Source organism: Photobacterium satsumensis (assembly GCF_050336935.1).
Taxonomy (GTDB): domain Bacteria; phylum Pseudomonadota; class Gammaproteobacteria; order Enterobacterales; family Vibrionaceae; genus Photobacterium; species Photobacterium satsumensis.
Genome location: NZ_JAKJSK010000006.1, coordinates 1,542,379 through 1,557,899, shown reverse-complemented (window position 1 = coordinate 1,557,899; position 15,521 = coordinate 1,542,379). Strand labels below are relative to the sequence as shown.

Genomic DNA, 15,521 nt, shown 5'->3' with positions numbered 1-15,521 from the left:
ATGTCTTCAGCGCAAAACGGCAATGACCCTTGGTCACAAACAGCTTCACCGCAAAGTGATCCCTGGTCACAAGATAATGACTTCTCAGCAAGTAATGATTGGTTGAGCTCGGGTGTTGTAGAGCCACAACAATTTGATATCTTAAACCCATTCCAAGAGGCTGTAATTCCTCTTGATAGCTGGGTTGAATCTGGCATTTATTGGTTAGTTGATCATGGACGACCAGTGTTCCAGGCTATTCGTACCCCTATTGATTTTATTCTTGTCTCATTTGAAACTGCATTGGTCTCCCCGCCTGCGCCGTTAATGTTGTTAGCTCTATTTTTAATAACATGGCAGCTCACCAATTTTAAGCTTGGAATCTCTACATTGCTATCATTGGTATTCATAGGCTTGATCGGCGCTTGGTCAGAGGCAATGACGACGCTGTCTCTGGTATTAACCTCTGTCTTCTTTTGCTTATTAATTGGATTACCAACAGGTATTTGGTTGGCAAGAAGCCATACTGCATCAAAGTTTATACGTCCTGTACTTGACGCGATGCAAACCACCCCTGCATTTGTATATTTAGTGCCGATTGTCATGCTATTTGGTATCGGTAACGTACCTGGCATTGTAGTAACCATTATTTTTGCTTTGCCTCCGGTAATCCGATTGACCATTTTAGGTATTCAGCAAGTTTCGGAGGAGTTAATTGAAGCAGGTCACTCCTTTGGGGCCAGTAAGAAACAAATGCTCTATCGCATTCAACTACCGCTAGCATTGCCAACTATTATGGCCGGTGTAAACCAAACCTTGATGCTTTCACTATCAATGGTAGTCATAGCGTCAATGATTGCAGTTGGTGGCTTGGGTCAAATGGTGCTTCGTGGTATTGGACGCTTAGATATGGGGCTGGCGGCTGTCGGTGGCCTGGGAATTGTGTTGCTTGCTATTCTACTGGATAGGATTACTCAAGTATTAGGTGAGAATACAAGCAACACAAAACTACGCTGGTACCAGACTGGGCCTATCTCACTGCTATTAAAACCAAAACATAATACCAATCTATCAAACATTAAAGTTAAGAGAATAAGTAATGCATAATTCATGGAAGAAACTTTTCACTGCCAGCATTTTAGCGACAGCAGTATATTCAGGCCAGCTATTGGCTGCGGAGTTACCGGGTAAAGGTGTACCTGTGGCACCTGTTCAGTCGACGATTGCAGAAGAGACGTTTCAGACTCTGATTGTCAGCCGCGCCCTAGAAGAGTTAGGTTATGATGTACAGCCAATTAAAGAGATCGATATCAACTTGGCTTACACTTCCATGGCGAATGGTGATGCGACGTTTTACGCTTCAGCTTGGTTTCCGCTGCACGCAGATAAATACACAATGTCTGGAGGCGATGACAAATTCTACCGTGAAGGGGTATATGTTGAAGGGGCCGCCCAAGGATATTTAATCGATAAAAAAACGGCGGACCAATATGGTATTACTAATATTGGGCAGTTAAAAGATCCTAAACTTGCTAAGTTGTTTGATGCAAACAGTGATGGTAAAGCTAACCTGGCAGGTTGTAATCCTGGCTGGGGCTGTGAAGGTGTGATCGAAACGCAGCTTGACGCGTATAAACTTCGCGATACTGTGGGGCACGATCAAGGTAATTATGCTGCTATCATTGCAGACACTATTTCACGCTATAGAAAAGGTGAATCTATTCTTTATTATGCGTGGACACCGCACTGGGTCAGTGGCGTACTCGTTCCAGGTAAAGATGTGGTATGGCTAGAAGTTCCGTTTTCTGCTTTACCGGGTGAGCGTAGTCATTTCGATACTACACTGGCTAACGGTAAAAACTATGGCTTTGAAATGAATGTAATGAGAATTGTTGCTAATAAAGAGTTTGCTGAAAACAACCCAGCGGCTGCGAAGTTATTTGAAGTGATGAATATTAATATTAATGACATTAGTGCCCAAAATATGATGATGAGTCAAGGTAAAAATAGCTCGGCGGATATTCAGTCTCATGCTAACGGCTGGATTGTAGCCCATCAAGATCTGTTTGACTCTTGGCTCGATGAAGCGAGAAAAGCAGCATTGTAATTAATTGGTATATATTGCTCATATGATTAAAAACCGTCTTCAATTGAGGGCGGTTTATTGTCTCCTCCTTCGATTTAAATTACTTTCCTACATTTTACTTATAAAAATAGAATAAATAGATTAGCAAAGGAGTTGTTTTGTATACGCATGAAGACGTATTGATCTCATTAAGACAGATTATCAAAGTTATCGATTTTAATTCTAAAAAGAATCATAAAAAAATAGGCTTAACTGAGCCACAACAGAACCTTATGCGAGCTATTCGCGATCTTGGAAAAGTCACACTAAAGCAACTGTCAATTTATACTAATGTTAGTCCTGCTACCGTGACGATTATTTTAGACCGATTGGAACGAAATGGACTTGTTGCTCGGATCAGAAGTACAGAGGATAAACGAAAAGCACACGCCGTTCTAACGGATAAAGGAATGAAGCTGTTAGATTCAGTACCCTTACCTTTACATGATAGCTTTATACATAAATACAATAGTTTAGATGCATGGGAGCAGGCTCAATTGCTTTCCTCGGTTCAGCGTATCGCCAGTATGATGAACACAGAGTCCATTGAGCCGGCACCAGTATTAGCTAGCCGTTGTGAATCTCATATGGAAAAAAGGGCGAGGTAGTTCTCCCGATCACCTGAGCCTGCCGATTTTCTCTCTTTCTATTTTATGCTATGTAATCGGAATTTTCGAAATACGGAAGGTTCAATATCTACTTATTGAATCTAAATCATAGAGTTTAGTATGAAGATTTAAAGCCATGAACAGCCTGTCAGCGGCTAGTTCATGGCTAAAAGGGCTATTGTTGTAGGTTAATCGTGTCGTAAATAAAGGCGCCCCCCAAAACTTCTAATTCAATATTATTTTCACCATCTATAAGCATATGTGCTGGAATATCTAGTTTCTCATTATGGTAACGCCCACTTTGCATTGCACTACGATAAACGGCTTTATCATTCTCATAATTGAGAACCGTCAGCAAAGAGCCATTAACGCGAATTGCCAGTTCAGGCTTCGTACTGTCAGCTCCCATTCCAAAATTACTCGCAGCAGCAATAGCAACGTTAAGTAGCGAGTCTGTTACTTTTGACAGTGTAAACTCAACACGCCAAGTGCCAGGAGTGCTTTGGACAAAGTACCAATCTTTATCTGGTTGACTTTGCCCAATAATATAAGTTAAGTCTGCCGGACTCTCAGTATGCCAAATGTAATTTCTCGGTTTGTTAGCTAAATAAAACTCATCCCCCCGTCGGTTTGCTTGACCGATATTCCATATAGTTTCTAGTTCATTTCTAGGTATTTCAAACGAAAGTTTAGTTGTATTGTGACCAATAGTAACGGGGTGGCTATAAAGCACCCCGGGTTCTGAACCAGTTAATGCGTATGCTGTTAGTTCATACTGTCCAGGGATAATGTTATCTATATCATAATGTCCTTTAGCGTCTGTGCGGGCGCTATAGTAATAGCCCAAGGTCTGTCGATCAAAGCTGGACTCTGCATCATTTGCTAGATTAATCATCAATGGTGCGTCACTACTCACCTGACCTTTTAATTGGCCACGTTTTATTGGGTAACGTTCATCAGTCACCCATTTATATGGCCACTGCTTAATCTCTTTCTCTGCTTGCAATCTAGCGTCATCAATGAGTGTAGAGTCGTTTTCGTGATGATTAATATATAGTAGCCAAGGGCCATAAACTTTGTGCCAGTCTGCTGGAGCAAACATGTCTGGAGATCCAAGATGGGCACCTGTTAAATAGTTCAACGCTATGCCATCTTGATGCACTAACAATTCCTGGTTGAGCGCACCGCCAGAAAAGTAGTCCGTTCCTGCTGAAATAACCCAAGCACCAAATCCACTACCAAGCACACCCCAGATATTCGTTTCTCGCTGATAATCTGCTAAATCGTATTTGCTATAGATCTCTCCATTATCGAGTAGCCATGTTTCATCCTGAATTTTCGTACTTGCTTCAAGCGTGGCATAACTTGGAGGTGTTGCTAATATTCTTCCGTTGTGCAAGTGAGGCATTAGCTCTGAATCGAATCTATATACTGTTCGAAGCTCGGCAATTTGAGTTGTTTCATCCTTTACATTATCTGCGACAACATAACTGTATATTCCACTTACATCGGGTTTCATTATGTAGTGGTATTCAAGTAAAATATGATCGTCGCTGCTTCCTATAAACTGAATGTGGATTTGTTTATTATCGTTACGTAGTATATTGACAGACGATGGATAGAAATTGGTAGCCCCCCCGGAGATACCCGTGTGGTAATCAAGATAAAAGCTACGATGCTTATTAGGGTCTGTACTGACACCCGATAGGTTGTCAACCATATTTACACCATCTTTATATAGAGAAACAGCATCACCATCCTTAGAAAGAGTTAGCTGAATTAATCCATTATCTAGGGTGTAACTATCGTCGTATTCAGTCAGATACAGAGCTCCTTGTGCAGCACTGATGGGCAAGAGTAACAATAGTGCAAGAGGTTTAATTTGCTTCATTTGAATCCCTTATCATGAATAGTCGCAAATATCTTGATTAATGGATCCTTTGCACACCTTTAGAATTTTACTTACTGATGAAATAATGTGGCGGGATTTCAAATATTATGATGTGTAACATCACAAATACGGAAAGATAGTAAAAGCGGATTACTATCATTATAAATAATGGAAGAGCAACATCATTGATAATGATACTCTTCCAAGTCTCTGCAAAATTTCGACAACCATGGGCGGGTATCCATTCTCTTTCAAGCTTCAAGATAAGCGCTCCATTGGGCTGTTATTTCAGTCATTTCCTCTTCGAGATAAACTATGTTTAATCTGTTATCGTCAAAGGTTTTGACTGACCTTCTCCGATCAGTGCATCAACACAATCACTTCACTCACTGTTAAGCCAACAAATGAACCTAGCATTGAACCGATCAGCGCCATGATAACGGCCACGGGGACCAGATTTTTGTCATAAGCGGCAGCAACGACGGCGGCTGATGGCGCACTACCGATGTTGGCAATAGAGGCCAACCCTATCAGGTGTAAGTTCATCTTCATCATTCGGCCGATAATGAGCATGAGGATGCCGTGAATGGCGAGGATCATGAAGCCGGACATGATGTACATCGGAGCTTGGCTAATCGCACTCAGGTTCACTTCAGCCCCAATCAGTGCCACGACTACATACAGCATCACACCGGAGACTTCATTGGCCCCGGCCATTTTACCTAGCGCTGTGGGGGCAGCGAGGATCCCTAACAGCGAGGAGATGATAATTGCCCATATCATTGGGTTCAAAAGGCCCATAGAGGCAATGGCTTGGCCGAGGTGGCGGCTGATTGATGAGATCACCAATGCTATTCCCAGCATCAGGAGAATTGCCTGTAGATCAGGTTTTTCCTTCTTTTCAAGCGAGCCTAGTTTTGACAGGATTTCATCCAAGCCGTTGTCATTCGCTTTTAGTACGCCGTTGAAGCGCTCCTTCATGGGCTTTAATGCCACAATCATGATCAGCCAGACGGTATAACACAGTGCTCCCATCAATAGGGTATAGGCCATGGCTGCATCTGTGACAGACAGTGCTTCTTTTACGGCAACGAAGTTTTGGGTACCGCCGGTCCATCCTGCTGACATCACACCGAATGTTAGCGGGGTTTCATCACTCAGGAAGCCTCCCATTATGCTATGGACAATAATAAAGCCGGCCATGATGGTGGCTGTGGAGGCGAGGAAAAGAATAATTAACCGGGCACCCAGTTTACGAATTACGCTGAGGTTAAAGCTGAGTGACATGAGAAATAACATGGCGGGGATCGCATTGTCTCGTACGGTGGCACGAGCAGATTTTACCTCGGGGGTCATCTCCCACATGCCGAAGGTGTAGAGGGCCATTGAGCCAAACATCACCAGTACAATACTGGGGAACCATTTGAATAACTGGCTGGGGTATCGCTGTTCTAGCCAGACGAGTAAACCGCATAAGCCGAACATCACGGCAATAAAATCAAATCCTTCTGTGATCATAATCTTCCTTTGATATAGAGTGTTGAATTAATTAGTCATAATTGATATTTGTAAGAAAAAATTTAATTTATTTATATCATTGTTAATTCGATAGGGAAATATTGAAATGAAGATTGAAACTCGCTGGGTTCACAGAAAATGCTTTGTCAGTACGGTAGAGCAAGGTCACGCGGTAATTACTGATGCCCCAGAACAATTTGGTGGAACTGACAGTGCACAAACCCCGATGGAGCTGATGCTAAGTGCAGCGGCAAGCTGTGCTTCAATTGATGTAACCAGCATTATGGCTAAACAGCGTCAGCCGCTTGATAGCTGTCGTGTTGTTGTTAGTGCTGAGCAAGCGCCGACACCACCTAAAGTTTTTACTAAACTGCACTTTGAATTTGAAATGTCGGGCAGTGATTTAACGGATAAAGCGATAGAAAAAGCCATCGAGATGACGTTTGAAACGCATTGCTCTGTATCTATCATGATTGCAAGGTCTGGTGCTGAGTTGAGTTGGGAATACAGGGTGTTATAGAGAGCATCGGTATTGGGTTGATATATCCAATAACTATAGCGAAAGCAATGGTTGTAATTGCAACCACTGCTTTTCGTCAATGCCCCAGCTCACCGAGTATTATGCATTGGCAGCGATGGCGTCATATTGCTTGGTGAGGATGTCAATGTGGCGTAGCTCTTCGTGGATTAGCTCATCAATGCGGTTTTTACCGAATGCTTCAGACACGAACTTTTTAATTCCTGAGTAAAAAACAATGCTGTCTTTCTCAATCATAATGGCATTGAGAAGAATTTCTTTCATATCTGTTAAATCAACATTTTTTTTGACGATGTTTTGCATTCTGGCGAACGATCGGCAATAGTCTTCAGCTTCATTATTTGGATCGAAAGTAAGCTCGGTCCTTTCTTTATCAGAAAGTTTCTCACGCATTTCAGAAAAAAGGTTTTGATGTTCAATTTCAAAGCTAGCCATTTTTTTAAAAAAAGTTTTATCTTCTTCATTCGGTGTTTCTGCAGCAGCTTTTACATAAAATTTATAAGCTTCAATTTCTATTTGTTCTGCCATAATGAAGATTTCATTGGCATTAAATTCTTGGTTCATAATTTGGCCTCTTTACATGGTTTTTATATGATATTGCTCCTTTTCAATAAATCATACGCCGCTTTGTTTATGATAAACAAGGAGACCAAAGCTGTTTTGAATGATCATTATTTCAAAATTATTGTCCATAATTACTGCGAAAAAATGATCGAAAAATGTATTTTAACAAGATTAAAACTCACTGTTTTTATACTCACTACATTTAAAGATTTCGACGCGATTTGACTCAAATAATTGTGAAATTTTCAAGGTAAGAGTTCGATATTTGTTAAAATACCAGACAGTAACACATGAAGTTTATTTATTTGTTTAGGGAATGGTTTTTGTTTTATATATAGATTGGCGAATGAAAGCATAATAAGAATAGCCATTGAAGAAAGCCTATCATAGTGCTTCGGCTGGGAACCTCGTTTGTGGCTAATGGCGTTACCTTGTGGCCGTTAAAGGTGAATTCGTTGCCTGATGGTTGCGCCTGCAATGGTTGTGAATGCAACTATTGTTGTGTAGTGTATATTCACACCTTACTTTATTGCCCTGGAAGCCATGATGAATACCCCAACGCAAAATATGAAACATGCAAAAAAACACATACTGGCATGGATCCACTGCCTTGCTGGTACTTTGGCTTTCCTGCTGATTGCGACATTTTTTACCAGCAGTGTGCTCGTTGATTTGCTTGGCGACAGTGTCCAAATCGCGGTGGTGAAACAGTTCATCCTCTATGGTGTGGGGTTACTTATTCCTGCAATGATGGCAATAGGGATCTCGGCCGCAAAACTGTACCCGGGGAAGGCGAAAGGGGTACTGGCAACCAAGCAGCTGAGGATGAAGTTTGCTGCTGCAAACGGATTGTTCATCTTGTTACCTGCTGCGGTAGTGCTGGCGCAATGGTCAGCAGCAGGCCAGTTTGATACGTGGTTCTGGCGGTTGCAGGGGCTTGAATTAATCGCCGGTGCGATAAATGCAACATTGCTGGGTTTGAATATCCGTGATGGTGTGCGATTGGCGAAAAAGAGACGAGTTTAACCGCTGAACTCTATCTTTTTTTCCGCAAGACTGATAGTGTCGCATCCCTTGCGACAACAGGGTGGGGTAGATGAATGTCTTACTGGTGTTGTCAGTGTTTTTTAAGCCTGTGAAATAGTCTTTCAACGTACAGGCGATGACAGGATATTACCCGTGAGCAAAAACGCGTTTTCAACTTTGAATCTAAAACCTGAGCTGGTCTCTAACCTAGAAACGATGGGCTATGAATCAATGACGCCTATCCAGAGCCAAAGTCTGCCACATATCTTGGCGGGCAAGGATGTAATTGCTCAGGGTAAAACAGGTTCGGGTAAAACGGCCGCTTTTGGTCTGGGTTTGCTTGACCACCTTAATGTTAAGCGCTTCCGTATCCAGTCATTGGTATTGTGTCCAACGCGTGAACTGGCCGATCAGGTAGCGAAAGAGATCCGTAAACTGGCGCGCTCTATCCACAACATTAAGGTACTGACCTTGTGTGGTGGTATGCCGTTTGGTCCACAAATCGGTTCGCTTGAGCACGGTGCTCACATTATTGTTGGTACTCCGGGCCGTGTGGAAGAGCACCTGCGTAAAGGTTTCCTATCTCTTGACGATCTGAACCTGTTGGTACTTGATGAAGCCGATCGCATGTTAGAAATGGGCTTCCAAGATGCCTTGGATGCGGTTGTTGATGCTGCTCCGGCTGATCGCCAAACCTTGCTATTCAGTGCAACGTACCCGAAGCAGATTGAATCTATCGCTCGTGAAATCATGCATAAGCCTGTGATGGTGAAGGTAGAATCTACCCATGATGAAAACACCATCGATCAGCACTTCTACCATGTTGACTCGAACGAAGAACGTCTGACGGCGCTTCGCCTGCTGTTGTCTCTGCACAAGCCAGAATCGAGCGTTGTATTCTGTAATACCAAGCGTGAAGCACAAGAAGTGTCTGATGAGCTGGAGTATTACGGCTTTAGTTCGATGGCGCTGCACGGTGATTTGGAGCAGCGTGAGCGTGACCAAACCTTGGTGCGCTTTGCTAACAAGAGTACCTCTGTACTGGTAGCGACGGATGTTGCTGCACGTGGTTTGGATATCGAAGCGTTGGATTGTGTGATTAACTATCACCTTGCCCGTGATACCGAAGTCCATGTTCACCGTATTGGCCGTACCGGCCGTGCGGGTAGCAAGGGTGTTGCTTGTTCTTTCATCAGTGATAAAGAGCACTACAAAGTGGCTCTGCTAGAAGACTACTTGGAAAGAGACATCGTTGGTGAGGCACTGCCTTCAGAGTCGTTGCTCGATCAACCGACTTACCGCCCAGCGATGACGACGTTGCAAATTCTTGGTGGTAAAAAGCAGAAAGTTCGCCCAGGTGACATCCTTGGTGCGCTAACCGGCGATAACGGTATCCGTGGTGACCAGGTTGGTAAGATCAATGTTTTCGATATGGTTGCCTATGTTGCTGTGAAAAGCGACGTAGCCCGCGTAGCACTGAAGAAGCTGGAAAACGGTAAGATGAAAGGTCGTTCTTTCCGAGTACGCATTCTTAATCGTTAAATAACGCTTTTAATTCTGCATAAAGAGCCATGACTGGATCCCACTTTAGGGAATGTCATGGCTTTTTTGTTTTTATCTTGGCCTCATATCCCAGAATTAGTTAGAAATTATCGGTACAAAAACAGATAGATATCTAAGGAGAGTGCTATATGTTTAAGAAAAATGCCCTGATTTCTGCGGAGAGTGGTCTTCATACCCGACCTGCCGCCCAGTTCGTGAAAGCGGCCAAAAAGTATGCTGAAGACATTGAACTTGTTTCAAATGGCAAAACAGCTACGGCCAAAAACTTATTCAAGTTACAGACTTTGGCTCTTGTTCAGGGGACACAAGTAACCGTGCAATCGACCAACCAACAAGCAGTTAATGAGCTGGCGACGTTTATCGAAAACGTCACTGGGTAGTTTGCTTAAATCATGCCTTATACTAAAAAGCCCGCTCAATTGAGCGGGCTTTTTGTTTATGCTAAGTACAAGTCTTGATTCTAGCGACTTTCTTGTGCCAGTTGTGGCTCTGGAGTTAGTGGCGAATCGCCTGCTTCTGGCTCTTCATCGCCGTATTTCTGCATCAGCTTGTGCTGAACGTCATTAAGCAGCGTACCGTTGAGTTTGTAGTAACGGAAGTAAATGTACAGAGCAATGGCAAAGAAGATGCTCGGTAAACCAATCATGATGCATTGCATACCAAAGACAGTATCGGCGCTTTGCTCGACGTTAGGCACATAATCGACGACTGTTAGGGCAATACCGATGAAGAAGGCTGCAAAAGCTGAACCGGCTTTAACCACTAGAGTCTGTACTGAGTAGGCGATACTTTCACAGCGCACGCCCAGTTTGTATTCACCGTAGTCCACGGTGTCAGCCACCATGATGACATTGAGCACCCAGAACAGTGCAGTACCGATTTGTAGCAAGATACCGGCGGTAGAAATCAGGATGATGCTCTGAGGGTCATACATACCAACGTAAATCAGTACCAGGCTGCCAAGGATAGGGAAGCCTGATGCGCCAGCCCAAAGTACTCGACGGGAGAAAATGCCGGCCAGTTTCGGGAATAGCACCAAGGTGATCAGGTTAGCGATACCGGCATAGGCCATATAGTACGGGAACAGTGCTTCATTACCGACCACATAGGTGAAGTAGTAGACCGCAAAGGCTGTAATGATATTGGTTGCTAGGTTGTACGCCAGTGCCATACACAGCACGCTGCTGAGCTGGCTGTTTTTGTGGATGAGGCCAACCATTTCTTTTAGCGATATTTTTTCTTGTACCGGGCTGCCTTCAAGAGAAGCGGTTGAGTAGCGCTCTTTGACATTGCGTAAAGTGATGTAGGTTGAGACGGCAAAGCAAGCAATGAGGAGTATTGTAAAGACTTGGAAACCATAGCCTTTGTCGTCGCCCCCGACGTAGTTGATGAACGGCATCGCAATGGCTGCGGTAACAATCCACGCAAGGCTGGCAAAGAATCGTGGGTAGGGAACTAACTCTTCGCGCTCGCGTTTGTCGAGTGTCAGGGTCGGTACCAATGACCAGAATGGAATATCCATTAAGGTGTAAGTCATGCCCCATAAAATGTAAGTGACTGCCGCGTAGGCAATAAGCCATGGGCCTTCAAAGTAGTGGGCATTGAAAAGCATATACAGCACAACAGAGTTGGCGATGGTACCGATTAAAATCCAAGGTTTGAACTTGCCCCAACGGCTTCGGGTGTTATTGACAAGCCAACCCATAATCGGGTCATTTACCGCATCCCAGATACGAGCCACAAGGAAAATTGTACCGACAATACCCGCAGAAATGCCGGCGACATCGGTGTAGTAAAACATCAGGTACATATAAACGATGGTGATGGCAAAGTCCTTGCCGAACGCACCAAAGCCGTAGCTTAACTTGGTGTTCATTGAGACGCTCATAAAAGCTCCTTTTTCCTTTTCCTTGTTTTATACCAATCTACAGAAATTTTGGTATTACTGCTTTTTTAGGAAAGGTAATTATTGTTGTTTCACGTAGAGTTAAACCCAAGTATTTTTAAGTACTTGGAGAATATTTGCTTCTTGTTTACCACCATCACGCCTTGGTTCAGTGATATACCGGGACCTTGGTCGTGATGGTGTTATTATTTTCGGTGTTGGTGGCTAAGAGTTAGTGACAGAGAGTAGGATTAAATCCACTCAGGCAACCAGTCTTGCTGCGCTTCAATCAACTCATCAACCAAGGCGTAGATTTCCTCGATACCAAGCACTGTTGCAGTGTGAGGGTCTAGCATAGCGGCGTGGTAAATACGCTCACGGTTTTCGGTCAGGATCGCTTCGGTTAGCAATGTTTGAACATTGATGTTGGTCTGCATTAAGGCCGCAAGGTGACTTGGCAGTTTACCGGCAGCCGTTGGCTGGATACCGTTGGCATCAACCAAACAAGCCACTTCGACACAGCAACCCTGTGGTAGGTTCTCGATAAGTCCTTCATTCTTCACGTTGCCGTAAATCACGCTTGGGGTATTGGTCCAGATGGCATTCATGATGGTACTGGCGTATTCGTGTGACTCTTTCTGCTCGATACGCTCGGCTTGCTTGAACTCTTCGAGATCTTTTTTCCAGTTGGCGATTTGCTCTACACAACGTTTCGGATACTCATCCAATGGCACCTTGTAACGTTCAATCAAGTCAGGGCGGTTAGGCTTGATGAAGTAAGGCGTGTACTCCGCAAAATGCTCGGAAGACTCTGTGACAAAGTAACCCAGTTTTTTGAACATCTCATAGCGGACAATGTTTTCACAGCGAGGGTTGCCGTGAATATTTGGCTTAGGCGCTTGTCCCATTTCGTAAGCTTTAAGCAGATCTGGGTAGATGCTGACGTACTCTCCGCTTTCGGTTTTCTTCTCCAGTGTCAGGTAGTAAGCCATGTGGTTGATACCGGCACACGTATAACGCAGGTCGCTGTAATCAATCTCCAAGTCACGGGCTAATTCTTCCGCGGTACCTTGTACTGAGTGGCAAAGGCCAACTTGTTTGATGTGCGGGTATTTCTCATACATCGCCCATGTGTTCATCGCCATTGGGTTGACGTAGTTCAGCATTGTCGCTTCTGGGCAGACGTCAGTCATGTCTTCACAGATCTGCCACAGGTGAGGAATGGTGCGTAGTGAACGCATGATACCGCCAGGGCCCAAGGTATCGGCGATAGTCTGCTCTAGGCCATGTTTTTTACACACTTCAAAGTCAATGACGGTGCAAGGCTCGTAACCACCAATCTGGAAAGCAACCACAACAAAATCAGCACCTTTCAACGCTTCTTTCTGGTCTGTGTAGCAGTGAATGTCACCGGTCGCACCTGCAGATTCCATCAGTTTGCTGACGACAATTTGTGACTCTTCAAGGCGGATTGGGTCGATATCCATTAGGGCGACTTCAGCCCCTTTGAAGGCTGGTTTATGGAAGACGTCGCCAAGGATGTTTTTGACGAAAATGGTAGAACCGGCCCCGATGAAGGTAATTTTAGGGTGATGCATGGCTGTTCCTTTGTATGCTTTGTTTTGATGGATACATCTTCATCGAATTCCATACTGGTATCTTCCCTATAGTGGGTAATTGTATCCCGTTTCCTAAGATTATCGTCTTAGCCTCACAGATCTGCTTTGGGCGCGAAGATTTAAACTCAAGGTGTTGGAGGTGGTTGGTGATGCAAAAGAATAGATTATGAATAAGAAAGGCGCTGAAGAGGACTAACGATGGAAGGAGAGAGTAAAAAATAGAAGCAAGGTAACGCCTTGCCTCTATTTGGCTACTGGATGTGGTTAAAAAATGACTGCGCCCCCAGTGTGCTTATGCGTGAGTTATCTCTCGTACACTTTGTGGCGGCAGTGCGTCGGAATAAACACGATTAGCTAACTCAGGGTTGGACGCCCATATTTTCCGGTAAGCCGTTTGAACCATTTGGTAGCGGCCACAGAGGTAAATATCTTGTTCTTCCTTCAACGAGGTGTTGGCAAAAAAGATATCAAGTAGCTTGCCTTGATGCAGCTTGGTAGCATCGCCCGCTTTCGCTTTGCTCTTGCTAGAGAGCGATTCAACAACCGGTACATACTCAAACTGCGGGTGTTGTTTGCTTAACGCCATCATTGCCTCATGCTCATACAAGTCGCCAAGGCTTTTGGCTCCCCAGTACAAGGTGATACTTGATGTATCTGGCTGTGACAGCGCCTCTAATACCACGCTTTTGGCATAGCTAAAGCCTGAACCACCTGCGATGACAGTTATTGGGTTATTTGTTTCTCGAAAGTAAGCGTCTCCTGCCGCAGGGCCCAGAAACAATGATTGTTGGTGAAGCCAATGCGACCGAAATTGCGCAATATCTAACGCCAAGTCAGAGTTTGGCAAAACTCCGCCAATTTGTATCTCGATAGCCGCGTTATCATTTCCTTTTTGACCCTCTACCAATGTCGGTTTACTTGCGATAGAAAAAGGCATGCTCTTTTGGCTACCGGGCAGGGGTAAGGTCAGGTACTGCCCCGCTCGGTAGGAATAAGGCAACTCGGGTTGCAGCCTTAGGCTCATTGTATGGGCATTGAGCCATTCCATACCGACAAGCTTAAAGGGGGTCGTTGATTGAGTAATTGTTCGTCCCATATTATTGACCGACTGACTTGAGAGTTGCGGTGACTTCACAGCGCTTGCCTGTTGAAGCACTGTTTGCGTCGAATGTAATGTCTAGTTCTATTAGGTTATCTGCCATTTCGCTGCTTAATACGACATTTTCAATAACGAAGCAGTTATTTTCTTCACAGCGTTTGTCAAAGTTGATGTGCTCTTCACCGTGGGCGCCAATACCGTAGCTATCAATAACAATGAAAGCGGGTTGCTTGGCCAATATGGCATCAAGTACCTCGCTACAAAGCGAGGTATCTGCTTTGCCGTACTCCGGAGTTCCGTAACTGTTGTCCGCAAGGTTTCCGGTAAACAGCACTAAAGACTTGCCTGTCATGTCTAGTGGCTCGATGTCTTTTAGGCAAGGCATCTCTTTTGTGCAGTCAAGCAACACGGTATCAGTGGTGTAGTGGTTATTGGCTGGTACTTTGGTATAACAGTCGATATGGGTGCCAATATGGCCAAACGCATTTACCGAATCAGATTGCTTTTTGGCCCACTGGTAGGCTGGGTGATCTTCCTCAATAAGCAGGCTGATACACTGACGTGAAAGTTTTGATTGGGAGGACATACAAAGGCTCCTGTTGGTTGTTGTTGATGTCGGGAGCCATTGTAGAGAAGGAAGGGGATGTCGATTACAAACATAAAGACTAAAAATATCAAAATAAGGACAGGCTTGAGATCGCCTTATTGATCAACTAGTACCGGCTGCTTTGTCCATAGTGGTTGGAAAGGGTATCGGTGTTGGTGCCACCTTTCCAACCCGAAGGTTGGGCTATCGCGATGACATGAAGGGCGTTAAAGGTACTGCCCTCAAACAAGTTATTGGCTAGCTCATGGTGTTTTGCAGGGTATTGAACACCAAAGAGTGCATGGGCATATTGCTGATAACGATGGCTAAGACCAGACCCTTTCAATACGGCAGCAATTTGGCCTTCGGTATAGGTTTCTCTTGGGCCATAGAATTTAAGCAGCATTGGGCTGAGCGTCTTTATGTATTGGCGGATAGCTCTTCGCTTGAAGAACTGGGTAATCACGAACATTGCTGTCCTCCTATGTACAAAACCCAATAATACGGTGTTCAATATATT

At 44.3% G+C, this 15,521-nt stretch carries 15 protein-coding genes; 7 read left to right on the top strand and 8 right to left on the bottom strand.

Features of this window, described 5'->3' with window-relative positions; genetic code table 11:
* From proW to L4D79_RS07180, 3 genes are all read left to right on the top strand, one after another.
* Nucleotides 1-1,086 carry a glycine betaine/L-proline ABC transporter permease ProW gene (proW, locus tag L4D79_RS07190; RefSeq protein ID WP_428649300.1) on the top strand — a complete coding sequence of 362 codons (1,086 nt, stop codon included), beginning with the start codon at nucleotides 1-3 and terminating at the stop codon, nucleotides 1,084-1,086.
* Entirely contained in the window at nucleotides 1,079-2,086 is a 1,008-nt protein-coding gene (gene proX, locus L4D79_RS07185; RefSeq protein ID WP_428649297.1) for a glycine betaine/L-proline ABC transporter substrate-binding protein ProX, read from the top strand. The genes proW and proX overlap by 8 nt, the downstream gene beginning before the upstream one ends.
* A 137-nt stretch (nucleotides 2,087-2,223) precedes the next feature.
* The gene (locus L4D79_RS07180) at nucleotides 2,224-2,712 is read left to right on the top strand and encodes a MarR family winged helix-turn-helix transcriptional regulator (protein ID WP_428649296.1); all 489 of its coding nucleotides are present in this window, start codon (nucleotides 2,224-2,226) and stop codon (nucleotides 2,710-2,712) included.
* A 175-nt stretch (nucleotides 2,713-2,887) separates the two neighbouring features.
* On the opposite strand, the gene L4D79_RS07175 is transcribed toward L4D79_RS07180, so the two are convergent.
* Nucleotides 2,888-4,603 carry a polysaccharide lyase family protein gene (locus tag L4D79_RS07175; protein WP_428649295.1) on the bottom strand — a complete coding sequence of 572 codons (1,716 nt, stop codon included), beginning with the start codon at nucleotides 4,601-4,603 and terminating at the stop codon, nucleotides 2,888-2,890.
* A gap of 360 nt (nucleotides 4,604-4,963) precedes the next feature.
* A complete protein-coding gene (locus L4D79_RS07170; protein ID WP_428649292.1) occupies nucleotides 4,964-6,121 on the bottom strand; it encodes a DUF819 family protein in 1,158 nt (385 codons plus the stop codon).
* A gap of 106 nt (nucleotides 6,122-6,227) precedes the next feature.
* On the opposite strand from L4D79_RS07170, the gene L4D79_RS07165 reads away from it, so the two are divergent.
* A complete protein-coding gene (locus L4D79_RS07165) occupies nucleotides 6,228-6,641 on the top strand; it encodes an OsmC family protein (protein WP_428649290.1) in 414 nt (137 codons plus the stop codon).
* Nucleotides 6,642-6,740: 99 nt separating this feature from the next.
* Here the strand turns inward: L4D79_RS07165 and L4D79_RS07160 are convergent, their stop codons facing one another.
* On the bottom strand, nucleotides 6,741-7,223 hold the full coding sequence (locus tag L4D79_RS07160; protein ID WP_428649287.1) for a hypothetical protein: 483 nt from the start codon (nucleotides 7,221-7,223) through the stop codon (nucleotides 6,741-6,743).
* Between the two features lie 546 nt (nucleotides 7,224-7,769).
* Between L4D79_RS07160 and L4D79_RS07155 the strand changes: the two genes are divergently transcribed.
* The 3 genes from L4D79_RS07155 to L4D79_RS07145 all read left to right on the top strand — a co-directional run bounded on the left by L4D79_RS07155 (nucleotide 7,770) and on the right by L4D79_RS07145 (nucleotide 10,192).
* Nucleotides 7,770-8,249, top strand: a complete 480-nt coding sequence (locus tag L4D79_RS07155; RefSeq protein ID WP_428649285.1) for a hypothetical protein — start codon at nucleotides 7,770-7,772, stop codon at nucleotides 8,247-8,249.
* 153 nt (nucleotides 8,250-8,402) lie between these two features.
* Nucleotides 8,403-9,791: an ATP-dependent RNA helicase DbpA gene (gene dbpA, locus L4D79_RS07150; RefSeq protein ID WP_428649282.1), complete on the top strand. Its 1,389-nt coding sequence runs from the start codon at nucleotides 8,403-8,405 to the stop codon at nucleotides 9,789-9,791.
* Nucleotides 9,792-9,940: 149 nt separating this feature from the next.
* Nucleotides 9,941-10,192, top strand: a complete 252-nt coding sequence (locus tag L4D79_RS07145) for an HPr family phosphocarrier protein (RefSeq protein WP_428649279.1) — start codon at nucleotides 9,941-9,943, stop codon at nucleotides 10,190-10,192.
* An 80-nt stretch (nucleotides 10,193-10,272) separates the two neighbouring features.
* Here L4D79_RS07145 and melB read toward each other — a convergent pair whose 3' ends face one another.
* From melB to L4D79_RS07120, 5 genes are all read right to left on the bottom strand, one after another.
* Nucleotides 10,273-11,700, bottom strand: coding sequence for a melibiose:sodium transporter MelB (gene melB, locus L4D79_RS07140; protein WP_428649276.1), 1,428 nt, complete (start codon nucleotides 11,698-11,700; stop codon nucleotides 10,273-10,275).
* A 248-nt stretch (nucleotides 11,701-11,948) separates the two neighbouring features.
* Nucleotides 11,949-13,295 (bottom strand): alpha-glucosidase/alpha-galactosidase, encoded by a 1,347-nt coding sequence (locus L4D79_RS07135; RefSeq protein ID WP_428649273.1) that lies wholly within the window; start codon nucleotides 13,293-13,295, stop codon nucleotides 11,949-11,951.
* A 313-nt stretch (nucleotides 13,296-13,608) separates the two neighbouring features.
* Entirely contained in the window at nucleotides 13,609-14,412 is an 804-nt protein-coding gene (locus tag L4D79_RS07130; protein WP_428649271.1) for a ferredoxin reductase domain-containing protein, read from the bottom strand.
* Between the two features lies 1 nt (nucleotide 14,413).
* The gene (locus L4D79_RS07125) at nucleotides 14,414-15,001 is read right to left on the bottom strand and encodes a cyclase family protein (RefSeq protein ID WP_428649268.1); all 588 of its coding nucleotides are present in this window, start codon (nucleotides 14,999-15,001) and stop codon (nucleotides 14,414-14,416) included.
* Between the two features lie 127 nt (nucleotides 15,002-15,128).
* Nucleotides 15,129-15,473 carry a DUF6559 family protein gene (locus L4D79_RS07120; protein WP_428649265.1) on the bottom strand — a complete coding sequence of 115 codons (345 nt, stop codon included), beginning with the start codon at nucleotides 15,471-15,473 and terminating at the stop codon, nucleotides 15,129-15,131.
* Nucleotides 15,474-15,521: the final 48 nt, after the last annotated feature.

Excerpts from the sequence above, each read along its gene's own strand:
- proW (WP_428649300.1), top strand. The coding sequence starts at position 1 with ATGTCTTCAGCGCAAAACGGCAATGACCCTTGGTCACAAACAGCTTCA.
- proX (WP_428649297.1), top strand. The coding sequence starts at position 1,079 with ATGCATAATTCATGGAAGAAACTTTTCACTGCCAGCATTTTAGCGACA.
- L4D79_RS07175 (WP_428649295.1), bottom strand. The coding sequence starts at position 4,603 with ATGAAGCAAATTAAACCTCTTGCACTATTGTTACTCTTGCCCATCAGT.
- L4D79_RS07170 (WP_428649292.1), bottom strand. The coding sequence starts at position 6,121 with ATGATCACAGAAGGATTTGATTTTATTGCCGTGATGTTCGGCTTATGC.
- L4D79_RS07165 (WP_428649290.1), top strand. The coding sequence starts at position 6,228 with ATGAAGATTGAAACTCGCTGGGTTCACAGAAAATGCTTTGTCAGTACG.
- L4D79_RS07160 (WP_428649287.1), bottom strand. The coding sequence starts at position 7,223 with ATGAACCAAGAATTTAATGCCAATGAAATCTTCATTATGGCAGAACAA.
- L4D79_RS07155 (WP_428649285.1), top strand. The coding sequence starts at position 7,770 with ATGAATACCCCAACGCAAAATATGAAACATGCAAAAAAACACATACTG.
- L4D79_RS07145 (WP_428649279.1), top strand. The coding sequence starts at position 9,941 with ATGTTTAAGAAAAATGCCCTGATTTCTGCGGAGAGTGGTCTTCATACC.
- melB (WP_428649276.1), bottom strand. The coding sequence starts at position 11,700 with ATGAGCGTCTCAATGAACACCAAGTTAAGCTACGGCTTTGGTGCGTTC.
- L4D79_RS07135 (WP_428649273.1), bottom strand. The coding sequence starts at position 13,295 with ATGCATCACCCTAAAATTACCTTCATCGGGGCCGGTTCTACCATTTTC.
- L4D79_RS07130 (WP_428649271.1), bottom strand. The coding sequence starts at position 14,412 with ATGGGACGAACAATTACTCAATCAACGACCCCCTTTAAGCTTGTCGGT.
- L4D79_RS07125 (WP_428649268.1), bottom strand. The coding sequence starts at position 15,001 with ATGTCCTCCCAATCAAAACTTTCACGTCAGTGTATCAGCCTGCTTATT.
- L4D79_RS07120 (WP_428649265.1), bottom strand. The coding sequence starts at position 15,473 with ATGTTCGTGATTACCCAGTTCTTCAAGCGAAGAGCTATCCGCCAATAC.